Source organism: Streptomyces sp. NPDC046977, assembly GCF_040644455.1.
Classification (GTDB): Bacteria; Actinomycetota; Actinomycetes; order Streptomycetales; family Streptomycetaceae; genus Actinacidiphila.
Window position 1 is genome coordinate 193,952 of record NZ_JBEYWO010000010.1, and the last position, 16,285, is coordinate 210,236.

A 16,285-nucleotide genomic window follows, 5' to 3' on the forward strand; every position below is an offset into this window, starting at 1 on the left:
CCGCCCCTGAGATCCGCAGCGCGGCAGCCGCGGGGCCGGCGACCCCGCGAGCGAACCGCCGATCCGGCCCGCCGCCTCAGCCCGTGACGATGTTGACCAGCTTCGGCGCCCGGACGATCACCTTGCGCACGGCCGCGCCGTCCAGCGCCGCGACGACCGCGGGGTCGGCCAGGGCCTGGGCCTCCAGGTCGGCGTCGGAGATCGCCGGCGGGACCTCCAGGCGGGCCTTGATCTTGCCCTTGATCTGGACGACGCAGGTGACGGTCTCGTCCACCACGTACGCGGGGTCGGCCACCGGCAGGTCCTCGTGCGCCAGGGACCCCTGGTGTCCCAGCCGCCGCCACAGCTCCTCCGCGATGTGCGGGGCCAGCGGGGCGATCAGCAGCACCAGGGGCTCGGCCACGGAGCGCGGCAGGGCGCCGCCCGCCTTGGTCAGGTGGTTGTTCAGCTCCGTGATCTTGGCGATCGCGGTGTTGAAGCGCAGGCCTTCCAGGTCCTGCCGGACGCCGTCGATCGCCTTGTGCAGGGCGCGCAGGGTGTCCTCGTCGGGCTCGGCGTCCGTGACCGTCACCTCGCCGGTCGCCTCGTCGACGACGTTGCGCCACAGGCGCTGCAGCAGCCGGTACTGGCCGACGACGGCGCGGGTGTCCCAGGGGCGGGAGACGTCCAGCGGGCCCATCGCCATCTCGTACAGGCGCAGGGTGTCGGCGCCGTACTCGGCGGCGATCTCGTCCGGGGTGACGGCGTTCTTCAGGGACTTGCCCATCTTGCCCAGCTCGCGCTTGACCTGCTCGCCGCCGTACCAGTAGCCGCCGTCACGCTCCTCGACCTCGGCCGCCGGAACGGGGAAGCCCCGGCTGTCGCGGTAGACGTAGGCCTGGATCATGCCCTGGTTGAACAGCTTGTGGAACGGCTCCACGGACGACACGTGGCCCAGGTCGAACAGCACCTTGGACCAGAAGCGCGCGTACAGCAGGTGCAGCACCGCGTGCTCGGCGCCGCCGACGTACAGGTCGACGCCGCCGTGCGGCTGCCCCTCGCGCGGGCCCATCCAGTACTGCTCGATCTCGGGGTCGACCAGCGCGCGGTCGTTGTGCGGATCCAGGTAGCGCAGCTCGTACCAGCAGGAACCGGCCCAGTTGGGCATGGTGTTGGTCTCGCGGCGGTACGGGCGCACGCCGCGGCCGTCGCCCAGGTCCAGGTCGACGTGGACCCACTCCGCGTTGCGGGACAGCGGGGTCTCGGGCTCGGTGTCCGCGTCGTCCGGCTCGAAGGTGCGCGGCGAGTAGTCCTCGACCTCCGGCAGCTCCAGCGGCAGCATCGACTCGGGCAGGGCGTGGGCGACGCCGTCCTCGTCGTAGACGATCGGGAAGGGCTCGCCCCAGTACCGCTGGCGGCTGAACAGCCAGTCGCGCAGGCGGTAGTTGATGGTGCCCTCGCCGATGCCGCGCTGCTCCAGGTACGCGATGACCTTGCGCTTGGCGTCGGCGACCTCCAGGCCGTTCAGGTCGATCTCGTCGTTGGCGGAGTTGATCGCCGGGCCCTGGCCGGTGTACGCCTCGCCCTCCCAGCCCTCGGGCGGCCGCACGGTGCGGACGATCGGCAGGTCGAAGACGGTGGCGAACTCCCAGTCGCGCTCGTCCTGGCCGGGGACGGCCATGATCGCGCCGGTGCCGTAGCCCATCAGGACGTAGTCGGCGACGAAGACGGGGATGCGGGCGCCGGTCAGCGGGTTGACGGCGTAGGCGCCGCTGAAGACGCCGGTCTTGTTCTTGCCCTCGGTCTGCCGCTCGACGTCCGACTTGGCCTGGGCCTGCCTGCGGTACTCGGCGACGGCCTCGGCCGGGGTGGCCGCGCCGCCGGTCCAGGCGTCTTTGGTGCCCTCCGGCCAGGCGGCCGGCACCACGGTGTCGACCAGCGGGTGCTCGGGGGCCAGCACCATGTAGGTGGCGCCGAACAGGGTGTCCGGCCGGGTGGTGAAGACGGTGACCGGGGTGCCGGCGTGGCCGTCGACCGCGAAGTCGACCTTGGCGCCCTCGGAGCGGCCGATCCAGTTGCGCTGCTGCAGCTTGATCGCCTCGGGCCAGTCCAGCGCGTCCAGGTCGGACAGCAGGCGGTCCGCGTAGGAGGTGATGCGCATCATCCACTGGCGCAGCTTGGCCTTGAAGACGGGGAAGTTCCCGCGCTCGGAGCGGCCGTCGGCGGTGACCTCCTCGTTGGCCAGCACGGTGCCCAGGCCGGGGCACCAGTTGACCGGGGACTCCGAGGCGTAGGCCAGGCGGTACTCACCCAGGACGGTGTCGCGCTCGGCGGGCGTCAGCTCCGCCCAGGCGCGGCCGTCGGGTGTGGCGCGCTCGCCCTTCTCGAACTGCTCGACCAGCTCGTCGATGGGGCGGGCGCGGTCGGCCTGGGGGTCGTACCAGGAGTTGAAGATCTGCAGGAAGATCCACTGGGTCCACTTGTAGTAGTCCGGGTCGATCGTGGCGAACGACCGGCGCTTGTCGTGGCCCAGGCCCAGCCGGCGCAGCTGGGACTTCATGTTGTTCATGGCCGCCTCGGTGGTGACCCGGGGGTGCTCGCCGGTCTGCACGGCGTGCTGCTCCGCGGGCAGGCCGAAGGCGTCGAAGCCCAGGGTGTGCAGCACGTTGTGGCCGGTCATCCGCTGGAAGCGGGCGAAGACGTCGGTGGCGATGTAGCCCAGGGGGTGGCCGACGTGCAGTCCCGCGCCCGAGGGGTACGGGAACATGTCCATGATGAACTTCTTGGGCCTTGCCAGCTCGCCGTCCCCGGCCAGGTCACCGGAGGGGTTCGGGGCGGCGAAGGTCTGGTGCTCGTCCCAGAAGTCCTGCCAGCGGCCCTCGATGTCGGCGGCCAGCACGGCCGTGTAGCGGTGGGGCGCGGCCGCCTCTGCGGCGGGGGTGGTCTCGCTCATCGTCCTTCGTACTCCATCGCTGTCATGACGGCCTGCGGCCCGGCCGCCGTACGGGGATCTGCCTGCGGGAACCGCGGCACTGCGGAAACGAAAAAGCCCCTCGCACAGGAGGGGCGCCGCACTGACATCGATCCTGGTCAGTGCGGCTTGCTAAGCAGAAGGCGTACGGCACGCATGGGGTCAGGTTACCGCAGAGCCGCAAAGGCCCGCACCGAGGTTCCCCCCGGTGCGGGCCCTTACGTGCCGTTTCCTGCCGTGCTCAGCGGCGGTGGCCCGGCTTGTACGAGTCGACGTAGCCGCGCGCGGGGGTGCCGACGCCGGTCACGTCGTCGTAGCCGGTGACCGCGGACAGCGAGCTGTCCTTGCCGAGGCTGCGGAGCGAGGTGAGCAGACCGTCCGAGGCGTCGAAGCCGTTGGCGAAGTCCACGCGGACCACCGCGAGGTCCTGGCCGCGGCCCAGCGGGTGGTCGGTGACGTCGTGGTACGCCCCGGTGCCGTAGCGGTCGTAGATCAGCGGGTTGGCGAAGCCGATCGGCACACCGTGCCGCGCCTGCTGCGCCAGCGCCTGGACGCCCGCGATCACCGGGGCGGCGAGCGAGGTGCCGCCGATCCGGTACTCGCTGTACTGGAAGGACCCGTCGGGGAACGCCTGGGTCTGGCCGACCAGGAATCCGGTGTTCGGGTCGGCGACGGCCGAGATGTCCGGCTCGACGCGCTGCTTGACCGTGCCGCCGTTGGCCAGGGCGAGCGCGTTGGGAACGACGCCGCGCTGGTAGAAGGGCTGCGCGTACAGCTTGCTGGTGCCGCCGCCCGCGCCGGAGGTGTAGGCGCCGGGGAAGGCCGTCCAGGCGGAGCCGTCCGCGGAGAGGGAGGCCTTCAGCGTGCCCCAGCCGGTCTCCCACTGGTACGTGTCGCCCTTGCCGACGGCGAGCGCGGTGCCGCCGACGGAGGTGACCCAGGGGGAGTTCGACGGGGTGTCGACCTGCTTGGTGCCGTTTCCGTTGGGGTTCGCGACGTTGTCGCCGGCGTCGCCGGAGGAGAAGTAGAAGCCGATGCCCTCGACCGCGCCCAGCTGGAAGATCTGGTCGTACGCCGCGGCGATGTCGGGGGTCTCGTTGCTCTCCAGGTCGCCCCAGGAGTTGGAGACGATGTCGGCGAGCCGGTGGTCGACGATCTTGTTGAGCGCGTCGAGCAGGTCGTCGTCCGTGCAGGAGGAGGCGCCGACGTAGGTGATGTCGGCCGCCGGGGCGAGGGCGTGCACCGCCTCGACGTCCAGGGTCTCCTCGCCGTACCAGCCGGACGCGTCGCACTCGTCCGCGCCGGTGAAGCGGTAGTCGGCCGGCAGTACCTGGGTGAACTGGCCGCGCTTGTAGTCCGCGTCGCCGTTGCGCGCCGCGTACTTCTTGGCGTCGGCGGCGATCGTCGGCGAGGCGAACGCGTCGGTGATGGCGACGGTGACGCCCTTGCCGGTGTACGAGCCCGCTCCGTACGCGGAGCGCAGCTGCCGGCCCGTGTAGCCCTTGACGGCGTACGGGGCGTGCGTGCCGTAGGCGACCGGCAGCTTCTTGTCGGTGTTCGACCCGAAGTACGTGGAGAAGGGGCCGGAGTTCTTGAAGACGGCTCCGGGCGGCGGGAGCGTGTCCTGGTGCTGGGCGCGCCGCGGGGAGTTGTCCAGGCCGGTGACCGTGAGGACCGTGCCGCTCAGGGAGGCGGGGACGGAGGCGGTGCCGACCGGGGCACGGTAGGTCTTCGAGCCCTTGGCGAAGTTGTGCAGCTGGGTGCCGAAGGCCTTCTCGGCGGCGGAGACGTCGCCGGTGACCGTCAGGTAGTGGTCGTTGGCGCCGGTGACCTGCAGGCCGGAGGACTCCAGCCACGCGGTGGTGTCGGCGACCTGCTGCTGGGTCGCGCCGAAGCGGGACTTGGCCTGCGCGGCGGAGAGGAACGAGCCGTACGAGGCGGACGCCGGGTCGGAGACCGCCTGGGCGTAGGCGGCGAGGCCCTGGGCGTCACGGCCGGCCAGGTACACCCGGAGGGTGACCTTGTTCGCGTCGGAGGTGGCGCCCTTGTCGGACGTGGCAGTCGCCCAGGCCGGCTTGCTGCCTGCGAGGGTGTGGCGCCCGTGCGAGGCGTCGGCCTGGGCCGTGGGTATGCCCATCGCCAGCGCACCGGCGACCAGCGGCAGCGCCGCCACCAGGGCCAGGCCGGCCCGCTTTCTGGAGCGGGTGGAGCTCATGTAACCCCCTGCTGTGTGAAGTTCTGACGTACGTCGGCGTGCCAGGACCGGCCACGCACGTGAACCGCCAGGCCACTCTTGCGGTGAACCGCTCATGTCAGGGACATGTGTTCACCAAGAAGGACCCAAGGAAGCTTCACGAAAGGGCAATTGGGGAGGCATCGCGATCCGGAATGCGGACATATTGATCCGGAGACAGAACACGGCCGGCGCCAAATGGGGAGAAATGGCGAAGAACCGGATGCCGGACGGCACGCCATCTTCACCGAACGGCGCCCGAACAAACCGACGTTAGCAGTTCGTAATGATCCGCATCCGGGGTTGTCGAAAGACGATCGAAGTGGGTACCCGTACGGGTTAGCGTCTGCGCATGCGCACCAACCGTCAGTCCTCCGACAGTCGCCGGAACCCCCCGCTCCCGGCGAGCGCCACACTGTCCGGGGCTCTCCGCACCGCACGGTCGCCGCGTGTCTGGGCGACCGCCGGAACAGCAGCCGCTCTGCTCGTCCTGGCCTTCACCGCCGGCCCGGCCCTGCGTGCCTTCCTGGACTTCGGCGCCGGTGTCCTCACCCTCGTCTCGCTCAGCTGCACCGTCATCTGGGGCCTGGTGTCCACCGACACCGTCTTCCTCGGCCCGCGCGAGCGGCTGGTCACCCAGGGCATCCACCGCGGCCTGGGCGTTGCCGCCATCGGCTTCCTGATCCTGCATGTGACGACGAAGGTCGTCGAGGTCCGCGTCACCACCGCCGGCGCCTTCCTCCCCCTCGGGGTCACCGGCCGCGACGGCCTCATATCGCTGGGCGTGCTGGCCGCCTACCTGATGATCCTGGCCGCCGCCACGGGCGCGATGCGCAGCATCTTCGCCGCCAAACGCCACCCTGTGCGCTGGCGCATCCTGCACGGCATGGCGTACGCCTCGTGGTGCGCCGCCCTCATCCACGGACTGGAGTCCGGCCGGGCCGCCAAGCCGTGGGTGATCATCGCCTACATGGTCTGCCTGGTCGGCGTCGCCATCGGCCTGGTGGTCCGGCTGCGCAAGCTGCGCGGCGAGTCCGTCTTCCCCGAGACCCGCGAACGCTCCGCCTCCTTCCGCAACCTCGCGCGCGGCGGCGGTTCCGGCAGCCGCCGACGCGCCGTCCGCGAGGAGGGCGGCCCGGCCCTGGCCAGCGCGTACACCGACCCGCTGCCGCCGCTGCCCGGCTTCCCGACCACCGGCCAGTACGCGCCCACGCCTCCCCCGGCCCCCGGCAGCCTCCTCGGCATGGACCCCGCGGCGGCCACCGCACAGCTGCCGCAGGTTCCCGCGGACCCGCAGGCGCCGTATTCTCAGCAGCCCCAGCAGTTCCAGCAGCCGTATCCGCAACAGCCCCAGCCCGGCGCCTGGGACGGCACCCCTCCTTGGGGGACCGAAGTGCCCGGCGGCGTCCAGGAGACCGATCCGCTGGGAGCCGAACGGCTCCAGCCGATCTCCTGGCAGCAGTCGACGCCCGGACCTTATGAAGGACAGCGATGAACCTGCCCGCCATGCCGGACCGCTCACCCGCCCTTCGTCAGGGGGCGGGTGATGTGCTGCCCGACGTGCGTACCGTCGGGCTGCCCCGAATAACCGCGGGGTTCGACGAGGTGGAACGGCTGGACCGGGTCACCCACCTTAATGTGCACGGTTCCATGCCCACCCTCACCGAGGGCGAACTCCTGGACCTCTCCGAGCTGATGGGCCTGCGCGGCCGCGGCGGCGCCGGTTTCCCGTTCTACAAGAAGCTCAAGGCCGTGGGAGAGGCCGCGCGTCGTCGCGGCAGCCCCACCGCGGTCGTGGTCAACGGCTGCGAGGGCGAGCCCGCCTGCCGCAAGGACGCGGTGATCCTGCGCCGGGCACCCCATCTGATGCTGGACGGCGCCCTGATGTGCGCCGAGATCCTGGGCGCGCGCGAACTGGTGATCAGCGTCACCCGCGACAGCAACGAGCAGTCCGTGCGCGACGCCCTGGCCGAACGCGGCCTCGGCACCAAGCGGGGCCGCCAGTTGCGCGCCCGCATCGTGCGCATGCCGGAGCGCTTCGTGTCCGGCGAGTCCTCGGGCATCATCTCGGCCGCCAACGGCGGACTGCCGCTGCCGCCCGGCAAGAAGGTCAGCGCGAGCGAGTCGGGCATCGGCGGGATGCCGACGCTCTTCTCCAACACCGAGACCTTCACCCAACTCGCCGTCGGCGCCCGCATGGGGGCCATCCGCTTCGGCTCCGCGGGAGCGCCCGGGGAGCCCGGCACCGCCATGCTCACCGTGTCGGGCTCGGTGCCGCGGCAGACGGTCGTGGAGACCCCGACCGGTGTGCCCATGTCGTACATCCTGCAGATGTGCGGCGGCAATCCCGGTCAGGGCGTACTCGTGGGCGGCTACCACGGCAACTGGATCGACCCCAACATCGCCTCGATGGTGACGATCGCCCGCGAGTCCCTGGAGGCCCACAAAGCGACGCTCGGCGCGGGCGCGCTGCTGCCGCTGGACCCGGGCCTGTGCCCGCTCGGCGAGTCGCTGCGGGTCGCGCAGTGGCTGGCCGCCGAGACCGCGGGCCAGTGCGGTCCGTGCCGCCTCGGCCTGCCGCGGATGGCCGGGCTGCTGCAGGACGTGCTCAACGGCGGCGGACAGGCCGCGCTGGAGCAGCTGCGGCAGACCGCGGTGGCGGTCAAGGGACGCGGGGTCTGCAAGCACCCCGACGGCTCCATGCGCTTTGTGATGTCCACCATCAACGCGTTCACCGACGACCTCGCGGCCCATGTGCTCGGCGGCGGCTGCGGCCGCCCCACGGTCGGTGTGCTCCCCCTGCTGAAGTCCGAGCCGTCGCCGCTGCTCGGCGGCCCCGCCGGCGGCGGCGCGCCCGCGGCCGCCAGCAACAAGCGCTTGGTGGTCGACTGGACGCTGTGCAAGGGGCACGGGCTGTGCGCCGGCGTCCTGCCGGAGATCGTCCGGCTGGACCGCGACGGCTACCCCGACATCGCCGGGACCCCCGTTCCGCCGCACCTGGACGCCGCCGCCCAGCGCGCCGTGGCCCGCTGCCCCGCGCTGGCGCTGCGGATGGAGGAGGGCGGACGCCGCTGAGCGTCCGCCCGGCCCGGCGGTGGCGGCCGCCGGGCCGGGTCGGGTCGGTCCGGTCACGCGAAAGGGCCCGGTACCTGAGGTACCGGGCCCTTCACGTGAAGTGGAGCTACGGGGATTCGAACCCCGGACCTCTTGCATGCCATGCAAGCGCTCTACCAACTGAGCTATAGCCCCGCGTTGCCGTTCCTCCGGGTCCCCCCGGCGACTCGGCATACATTACACGGCCGTGGGGGCGGTTCGCCAAATCCATTCCGGTACTGTCGGCTGACCCCCGACCCCCAGGACTGGAGACGGCCCCCGTGACCGCCACGCAGCGCCTCGCCGACGCCACGGCGGAACGTGACCGCCGCCTCCGCCGCCCCACGGTCGTGGCGGCCGCGGTGTGCCTGGTCTCCTTCGCGGCGTTCTGCCTGGCGCAGCGCGCCGCCCATGTCTCCATGATCGACCTCACGGTCTACCGGGCCGAGGGATGGACGGTGCGGCAGGGCGGCGACCTGTACGCGATGCGTGTCACCCACGCACAGCTGCCGAACACCTACCCGCCCTTCGCCGCCCTCCTCTTCACCGCCCTCACCGTCCTGCCGGCCGGGGCGACACGGATCGCGGTCACCGCGCTCAACCTCGGGCTGCTCGTGGCGCTCGGCTCGCTGTCGCTGCGGCTGGCCGGCCTGCCGCGCCGGCTGCCCCCGGCCGCGGCGGCCCTCGCCGTGGCGGCGGTCGCGGTCTGGTCGGAACCGGTGTGGACGACGCTGCGGTACGGGCAGATCAACCTGCTGCTGGCCGTGCTGGTGCTGTGGGACCTGACCCTGCGGAAGGGTTCGCGGGCGGCGGGCGTCGGGATCGGCATTGCCGCGGGCATCAAGCTCACCCCCGCGCTCTTCGTGGTTCTGCTCGCCGCCGGCGGGCTCGTGCTGGCCTGGCGGCGCCGGGAGCGGTGGAACGAGCATCTGCGGCACGCCTGCGTCGCCGCGGGCGTCCTCGCCGCGACGGCCGGCCTGTCCGCGGTGGTCCTGCCGCACGACTCCCGGCGCTTCTGGACCGGCGTGATCTTCTCCGCGGACCGGGCCGGGCACGGCGAGGACACCGCCAACCAGTCCCTGCGGGGGATGCTCGCGCGGGCCCTGCACACCGGCGACCCGGGGACGTGGTGGCTCGTGACCGCCGGACTCGTGGCGTGCGCCGGGCTCGCGGTCGCCGTGGCCGCGCTCGTCTCGGGCGCCCGGGCCTGGGCGGTCGTCTCCTGCGCGGTCACCGCGCTCCTGGTCAGTCCCGTCTCCTGGTCCCACCACTGGGTGTGGGCGGTGCCGCTCGTCGTGCTGCTGAGCCGGGTCTCCCGGACCGCGGCCGTCGCGGCGGGGCTCGTCTTCTGCTCGTACGGGCTGTGGCTCATCCCGCACGGCGACGGCGTCGCCCGGCCCGAACTCCACCAGTCCGCCGGGCAGATGGCCCTGTCGGCGGTCTACCCGGCGGTGGGCGCCGCCTTCCTGTGCGTCGCGGCGGTGGCCGTACGGCGGCAGCGGGCCCGGTCCCGCGGCGCGAGCGGCACACCGTCCCTCACACCCGCCCCGCACGCCCCCTGAGCAGCCCCGCCAGGACACCGAGGACGGCCGTGAGGGCGAGCGCCCAGGAGGTGAGGGCGATGGCGTGCGCGGAAGAGCCGGAGGAGGCCAGGCGGTTGAGGAAGAGCGTGCCCAGGGTGGCGACGCCGATCAGCTGGCCGAGCTGCGTGACGGTGGCCAGCAGCCCGCTGGCGTCCGCGGCGTCCTGCGGCGCGACCCTGCCGAGGGCAAGCGTCAGCGTGGGGCTGAAGGACGCGCCGAGGCCCAGGCCGATCCCGAACTGAACGGCGAGGAAGGGCAGCTGGTGCTGTTCCCCGTCGCGCAGCAGCAGTCCCATGGCCGCGAACGAGACGGCCGCCACCAGCAGTCCGAGCGGGGCGAGCAGACCGTGGATGCGCGCCGGGAGGCGCCGCCAGTTGAGACCGACGCCGCCGAAGGCGACGGCCGCGGCGGTGAAGGTCAGCCCGGTGCGCAGGGCGCTGAGGCCGAGACCGCTCTGCAGGTGCAGCGCGATGGAGAACAGGAAGCCGGCGTTCAGCGCCATCGCGACGGCGATCACGGCCACGGAGCGGGGCATGCCGGGTGCGCGCAGGACCCGCGCGGAGACCAGCGGCGCCCCGCCGCGGCGGGTCAGGCGGGCCTCCAGGACGGCGAAGACGGTGAGCAGCACGACGCTGAGGCCGAGGCAGATCCAGCCCCACAACGGCCAGCCCTCCTCCTGGCCGAGGACGAGCGGGACGGTGAAGAGGGTCACGGCGGCGCCCAGGGTCACCAGGCCGGGCAGGTCCAGGCCGCGACGGCGCTCCTCGGCCCCGCCGGGGTCGCGCGGAATGACCCGGGGCGCGAGAACGAGCAGGCAGATCCCGATGGGCACGTTGACCAGGAACACCGGGCGCCAGCCCGTGCCGAACAGATCGGCACTGACGAGGACGCCACCGAGGGACTGCCCCGCCGCCGCGCCGGTGGCCAGGACCGCGGAGTAGACACCGAGGGCCCGCACCCGCCGCTCGCCGGTGAAGTTGCGCTGGATGAGGCTGAGCACCTGGGGGATCATCAGGGCCGACCCGGCCCCCTGGACCAGCCGGAAGCCGGTCAACTCCCCGGCGGACTGCGCGAGTCCGCAGGCCAGGGAGGCCGCGGTGAAGAGGCCGAGCCCGGCGACGAAGGTCCTGCGGTGGCCCCACAGGTCGCCGATGCGGGCGCCGGTGATGAGCAGGACGGCGTAGGAGACGGTGTAGCCCGCCACGACGAGCTGGAGCGCGGCACCCGAGGCGTGCAGGTCGGTGCGGATCGTGGGCGCGGCCACGTTGACGATGAAAACGTCGAGCAGGGCCATGAACTGGCCGGTGAGCACGGTGCCGAGCAGCCGCCCGGACGGGGCGCGGCCGCCTGACCCGGCGCGGGGCACCGGTGGGGCCGAGACTGTGGGATTCGCCATGGCACGAGCCTGCGGGCGCCCGCGTACCGGTGCCGAGAGCCCCTGGATGCTGGTACCGACAGCACCTGGCACCGCGTCCCGACCCGGTGGACGATGGGGCACATGTCCGCCGTGTCCGCTCCGCGCCGCAACGAACTCGCCGCCTTCCTGCGCAGCCGCCGCGCCCGGATCACACCGCAGGACGTGGGCATGCCGCCGGGCCTGCGCCGCCGTACACCGGGGCTGCGGCGCGAGGAGGTCGCGCAGCTCGCCGGGGTCGGGGTGACCTGGTACACGTGGCTGGAGCAGGGCCGCCCGATCAACGCGAGCGTGCAGGTCCTGGACGCGGTGGCGCGCACGCTGCGGCTGGACGTCACCGAGCGGGAGCACCTGTACCGGCTGGCGGGAGTGCCCTTCGTCCGGGAGCAGGCCGCCGAGGAGGAGTCGGTGGGCGAGGAGGTGCAGGGCATCATCGACGCGCTGGACCCGCTCGCCGCGGTCGTCTACAACACCCGCTACGACGTGCTGGCCTGCAACGCCGCCTACCGGTACGTCTTTCCGTCGGTGCGGCTGGACTCCCCCGCCGACCGCAATGTACTGCGGCGGCTCTTCACCGGCCCGGCGTGCTGCTCGGCCTTCCTCGACCGGGGCGCCGAACTGCCGCGCATGGTCGCGCAGTTGCGCGGCGGTTACGGACGGCATGTGGGCGAGCCGGTCTGGGAGACGTTCATCCGGCGGATGACCGACTCGAGCGCGGAGTTCGCACGGATGTGGGCGAGCGGGGACGTGGCGCCGCCGGGGCCGCGGGTCAAGGTGATCCAGCACGCGTCGGTGGGCGTCGTCCGGCTCGCCTCGACCTCGCTCTCGGTGGACTCCGCGCCGGAGCACCGGCTCGTGGCCTACACCCCGGCCGACGAGGAGAGCCGGGTGCGGATGGCGCGGCTGCGGGAGCTGCCCGACCCGCTGATCGGCTGCCCCCTGCACGCGCGCCCGCTGTCCGAGCTCGTCCTGGAACGCGAGAAATCCCGCCTTCCCTGACGGGAGGACGGGATTCCATGACCGCTGTGTCGCTGTGGAGCTACGGGGATTCGAACCCCGGACCTCTTGCATGCCATGCAAGCGCTCTACCAACTGAGCTATAGCCCCGCTGTCCTCAGGCTTTCCGCCTGGCGAACGAGAAGAAGCTTAGCCGGTCAGGGCCGGATTTCCGAAATCGGCCCCGGTGGCCCCGCCGCGGCGGTTCAGTCGTCGTCGCCGAGCACCGGCTCGGGCAGGGTGCCCGCGTTGTGCTCCAGCAGACGCCAGCCCCAGGCCCCCTCGCCCAGCACCGACCAGCACGTGTTGGACAGGCCGCCGAGCGCCTCCCAGCTGCGCGGGTCGAGGCCGAGCAGCCGGCCTATCGTCGTGCGGATCGCGCCGCCGTGGCTGACCACCACGAGGATGCCGCCGTCGGGCAGCTTGTCGGCGGCCGCGAGCACCACGGGAGCGGCCCGGTCGGCGACCTCGGTCTCCAGTTCGCCGCCGCCGCGCCGCACGGGCTCCCCGCGCTTCCACGCCGCGTACTCCTCGGGGTGGCGTGCGGTGATCTCCTCGTGGGTCAGGCCCTGCCAGACGCCCGCGTAGGTCTCCCGCAGGCCCTGGTCGTAGGTGACGTCCAGGCCCGTCACGGCCGCCAGCTCGGCGGCCGTGTCGGCGGCGCGCCGGAGGTCCGAGGCGATGATCCGGTCCGGTTCGAGCGCGGCCAGCAGGCGGGCGGCGCGCCTGGCCTGCCCGACGCCGGTGGCGGTCAGCGGAATGTCCGTGGTGCCCTGGAAGCGGCCCTCCAGGTTCCAGGCGGTCTGGCCGTGCCGCCAGAAGACGATGCGCCGGCCGCGCCCGCGGCTGTGCCCGTTCAGCTCGGCTCCCCGTCCTCGTCCGCCACCGACATGGCGCGGGCGTGCTCCTCGGCCTTGCCGCGGGTCGCCACGGCGTCCTTGGGCAGCTCCAGCTCGGGGCAGTCCTTCCACAACCGCTCCAGGGCGTAGAAGACACGCTCCTCGGAGTGCTGGACGTGCACCACGATGTCCACGTAGTCGAGCAGCACCCACCGGCCCTCGCGCTCACCCTCGCGGCGCACCGGCTTGGCGCCCAGCTCCTTGGCGAGCCGCTCCTCGACCTCGTCGACGATGGCCTTCACCTGGCGGTCGTTCGGCGCGGAGGCGAGCAGGAACGCGTCGGTGATGGCGAGGACGTCGCTGACGTCGTAGGCGATGATGTCGTGCGCGAGCTTGTCGGCTGCCGCCTGGGCGGCGGTCTGGATGAGCTCGATGGAGCGGTCCGTGGCGGTCACAGGTGCGGCTTTCCGGTCGGGGACGTCGTACCCCCAAGGGTCTCACGGACCGCGGACAGTCCCCGACCGGTTATCCGGCCGGGGACCGGGCGGCTCACTGCTTGGGCGGCGGGGTGTAGTCCTGGCCGAGCACCACCAGGATGTCCGCGTTCGGCGGGACGGTGCCCTTGGCGACGGCCTTGGCCGGCAGCCCCAGGGTCTTCGCCACTTCCTGCGCGTTCGCCTTCTGCTCCGCGGCGCCGTAGAGCACCTGGGACGCCGCCTGGGTGGCGGTGGAGGTGCCGGACACATAGGTGTACCCGCCGCCGACGATCTGCACCTGGGCCTCGCCGGCGTTGGCGGACTCGCCCGAGCCGTTCTTCAGGCCGACCCGCGGGATGCCGTCGGACGAGGTGTTGGTCACCGTGCCGCCGAGCACATCCTTGACGACGCCGTCGGTGTCCTTCTCGCTGACGGTGCCGTCGGCCTGCACCGGGAGGGTGTCGGTCCGGTACGCGCCGGTCTTGGCCTCCTCGGACAGCGCCGCGAGGCTGGTGCCGAGGTCCTTGGCGGTCAGCGGGGGCTCGATGACCTGGTTGAGCCCCTCGATGGTCTTGGTGGCCAGGTCCGGGTCGCTGTACATCTTCTTCAGCACGCCCTGGACCACCTGGCCGAACCGGGCCAGCTGCTTGTCCTGCGCCTCGCCGGGCGCGCGGTAGACGGCGTACGCGACGGCGGCCTGGCCGCCCAGCTCCTGCTGCTTGCCGGGCTTGACGAGGACCTTGCCGCCCTTCTTCTTGTCGGCCTTCACCGTGGCGTCGGTGTCGACGATGATCCCGCCGAGGGATTCGACAAGGTTGTCCAGGTACGGGGTGTCCAGCCGCCAGGTGCCGCTGATCTTCGTGCCGAGCAGGGTCTCCAGGGCCTCGCGGGTGGGGGCGGAACCGCCGTCGACCACCGACTTGCCGAGCGTGGTGCTGCCCCCGTCGTCGCTGCTCACGGCGAGCGAGTTGGGCAGCAGCACCGTGGTGCCCTTCTTCGTGGTCGAGTTGCTGACCAGCAGGGCGGTGGAGGTCTCGTTGCCGTCCACCGGGCGCAGGTGCAGCACGAGCACGTCGCGCTTCTGGCCGCCGGCGGCCTGCTGCGTTGCGGCCGTGTCACCGCCCAGTCCGGGGATCTTGCCGGCCTTCCACAGGTAGCCGACGCCGCCGACCGCGGCCAGCGCGACCACGACGACGAGGGCGACGACGCGGTTGCGGCCGCGGCGCCTGGCCTCCTCGCGCCGCTCGGTGCGGGACTCGGTGAACTTCAGCCAGTCGATGACCTCTTCGGACTCCTCGGTCTCCTCGTCGACGAAGGAGAACTGCCCGGTGGCGTAGTCCCCGTTGCCCGAGGGAGCCGCGGGCCCGGTGGGACCGGGAGGACCGGGCTGCGCGGGAGCCTGCACCGGAGCCTGGACGGAGCCCGGCGCGGGCCGGGAGGGCCGCTCGGGGTCGCGGTAGAGAGGCTGCGGGTGCGTGTGCTGCTGCTGGTACTGCGGCTGCTCGGGCTGGGGCTGGGGCTGGGGCTGCTGCTGCGGCTCGTAGTACGGCTCCTGGTACTGCGGCTGCTGCGGGATCCAGCCCTGGTACTGCTGGGTCTGCTGCGCCTGCGCCTGCTGCGGGTCGTAGCCGTAGTCCTGCTGCTGGCCGTAGCCCTGGTCCTGGTACTGCTGCGGCTGTTGCGGCTGCCGGCCCGCCCCCTGGGCGTACGGGTCGTAGCCCTGGCCCTGCTGCTGGTATCCGTAGTCACCCTGCTGCTGTGCGTAAGGGTCCTGGGGGTAGGGGTCCGGTCCCTCCTGCTCGGGTGTTCCCTCGGCGTAGTGCCATCGGGGGTAGTCGTTCACTGGGGACCCCTCCAGTTGCCGCTGAGCCGCTGATCGATTACCGGTAGAGCCTGCGTTTGTCGATGTAGCGCACCACACCGTCGGGCACCAAGTACCAGACGGGCTCCCCCTTGGCGACCCGGTGCCTGCAGTCGGTGGAGGAGATCGCGAGGGCGGGCACCTCCACCAGGGAGACACCCCCCGCGGGGAAGCCCGGGTCGGACAGCACGTGCCCGGGCCTGGTGACGCCGATGAAGTGCGCCAGGGAGAAGAGTTCCTCGGCCTCGCGCCAGGAGAAGATCTGCGCCAGCGCGTCGGCACCCGTGATGAAGAAGAGCTCCGCCTCGGCATGGTCGGACCGCAGGTCGCGAAGCGTGTCGATGGTGTACGTGCGGCCGCCGCGCTCGATGTCGCTGCGGCTGACCGAGAACTGCGGGTTCGACGCGGTGGCGATCACCGTCATGATGTAGCGGTCCTCGGCGGCCGACACCTTCTGGTCGCTCTTCTGCCAGGGCTGACCGGTCGGCACGAAGACGACCTCGTCCAGCTCGAAGAGGTGCGCCACCTCGCTGGCCGCGACGAGGTGACCGTGGTGGATGGGATCGAACGTCCCACCCATCACACCGATTCGCTTCTTCATGCGGACAGACCCTACCCGCATCCGCCTCTGCGGCCTCAGCGGTCGCGGTTGAAGCGGGTGGTGATGAAGAGCAGGAGCAGCAGCGCGAACAGGGCGCCGCCACCGGTGAGGTAGGGGCTCAGGCTCTCGTGGTTGCCGCCGCCCTCGCCCTCGGCGAGCGTGGTCAGGACGGCTGCGGTCGCGTAAGAGGTCATTCGCGGTTTCCCTTGGTGACGGTGCGTACTCTTGGCGGACGTGGG

Annotated in this window: 12 protein-coding genes and 2 tRNA genes; 4 read left to right on the forward strand and 10 right to left on the reverse strand. The window is 72.1% G+C overall.

The genetic code is table 11. From position 1 onward, the window contains the following. Positions 1–76: 76 nt before the first annotated feature. Together leuS and ABZ883_RS17890 are read right to left on the reverse strand one after the other, a co-directional pair. Positions 77–2,932: a leucine--tRNA ligase gene (leuS, locus tag ABZ883_RS17885; RefSeq protein WP_360906853.1), complete on the reverse strand. Its 2,856-nt coding sequence runs from the start codon at positions 2,930–2,932 to the stop codon at positions 77–79. Between the two features lie 259 nt (positions 2,933–3,191). Next, positions 3,192–5,165 carry a S53 family peptidase gene (locus tag ABZ883_RS17890; protein WP_360906855.1) on the reverse strand — a complete coding sequence of 658 codons (1,974 nt, stop codon included), beginning with the start codon at positions 5,163–5,165 and terminating at the stop codon, positions 3,192–3,194. A 370-nt stretch (positions 5,166–5,535) separates the two neighbouring features. Between ABZ883_RS17890 and ABZ883_RS17895 the strand changes: the two genes are divergently transcribed. Together ABZ883_RS17895 and ABZ883_RS17900 are read left to right on the forward strand one after the other, a co-directional pair. Next, positions 5,536–6,678 (forward strand): cytochrome b/b6 domain-containing protein, encoded by a 1,143-nt coding sequence (locus ABZ883_RS17895; protein WP_360906857.1) that lies wholly within the window; start codon positions 5,536–5,538, stop codon positions 6,676–6,678. Further along, complete coding sequence (locus tag ABZ883_RS17900; protein WP_360906860.1) at positions 6,675–8,258, forward strand: NADH-ubiquinone oxidoreductase-F iron-sulfur binding region domain-containing protein; 1,584 nt, start codon at positions 6,675–6,677, stop codon at positions 8,256–8,258. Before ABZ883_RS17895 ends, ABZ883_RS17900 begins: the two co-directional genes overlap by 4 nt. Positions 8,259–8,359: 101 nt before the next feature. Here ABZ883_RS17900 and ABZ883_RS17905 read toward each other — a convergent pair. Beyond that, positions 8,360–8,432 (reverse strand) — tRNA-Ala (locus ABZ883_RS17905). 125 nt (positions 8,433–8,557) lie between these two features. On the opposite strand from ABZ883_RS17905, the gene ABZ883_RS17910 reads away from it, so the two are divergent. After that, positions 8,558–9,838 (forward strand): glycosyltransferase 87 family protein, encoded by a 1,281-nt coding sequence (locus ABZ883_RS17910; protein WP_360906862.1) that lies wholly within the window; start codon positions 8,558–8,560, stop codon positions 9,836–9,838. Here the strand turns inward: ABZ883_RS17910 and ABZ883_RS17915 are convergent. Further along, positions 9,813–11,255 carry an MFS transporter gene (locus tag ABZ883_RS17915; RefSeq protein WP_360906864.1) on the reverse strand — a complete coding sequence of 481 codons (1,443 nt, stop codon included), beginning with the start codon at positions 11,253–11,255 and terminating at the stop codon, positions 9,813–9,815. The two genes, ABZ883_RS17910 and ABZ883_RS17915, sit on opposite strands and share 26 nt — an antisense overlap. A gap of 93 nt (positions 11,256–11,348) precedes the next feature. Between ABZ883_RS17915 and ABZ883_RS17920 the strand changes: the two genes are divergently transcribed. Further along, positions 11,349–12,272, forward strand: a complete 924-nt coding sequence (locus ABZ883_RS17920; protein WP_360906866.1) for a helix-turn-helix transcriptional regulator — start codon at positions 11,349–11,351, stop codon at positions 12,270–12,272. A gap of 35 nt (positions 12,273–12,307) precedes the next feature. Here ABZ883_RS17920 and ABZ883_RS17925 read toward each other — a convergent pair. The 6 genes from ABZ883_RS17925 to ABZ883_RS17950 form a co-directional block, all read right to left on the reverse strand. Next, a tRNA-Ala gene (locus tag ABZ883_RS17925) sits at positions 12,308–12,380 on the reverse strand. 95 nt (positions 12,381–12,475) lie between these two features. Further along, positions 12,476–13,129 (reverse strand): histidine phosphatase family protein, encoded by a 654-nt coding sequence (locus tag ABZ883_RS17930; protein ID WP_360907002.1) that lies wholly within the window; start codon positions 13,127–13,129, stop codon positions 12,476–12,478. Continuing rightward, positions 13,126–13,563, reverse strand: coding sequence for a ribosome silencing factor (gene rsfS, locus ABZ883_RS17935; protein WP_360906868.1), 438 nt, complete (start codon positions 13,561–13,563; stop codon positions 13,126–13,128). Before rsfS ends, ABZ883_RS17930 begins: the two co-directional genes overlap by 4 nt. Before the next feature lie 94 nt (positions 13,564–13,657). Further along, the gene (locus tag ABZ883_RS17940) at positions 13,658–15,427 is read right to left on the reverse strand and encodes an LCP family protein (protein WP_360906870.1); all 1,770 of its coding nucleotides are present in this window, start codon (positions 15,425–15,427) and stop codon (positions 13,658–13,660) included. A 37-nt stretch (positions 15,428–15,464) separates the two neighbouring features. Further along, positions 15,465–16,046: a nicotinate-nucleotide adenylyltransferase gene (gene nadD, locus ABZ883_RS17945; protein WP_360906872.1), complete on the reverse strand. Its 582-nt coding sequence runs from the start codon at positions 16,044–16,046 to the stop codon at positions 15,465–15,467. A 35-nt stretch (positions 16,047–16,081) separates the two neighbouring features. Then, a complete protein-coding gene (locus ABZ883_RS17950) occupies positions 16,082–16,240 on the reverse strand; it encodes a hypothetical protein (protein WP_018556595.1) in 159 nt (52 codons plus the stop codon). Positions 16,241–16,285: the final 45 nt, after the last annotated feature.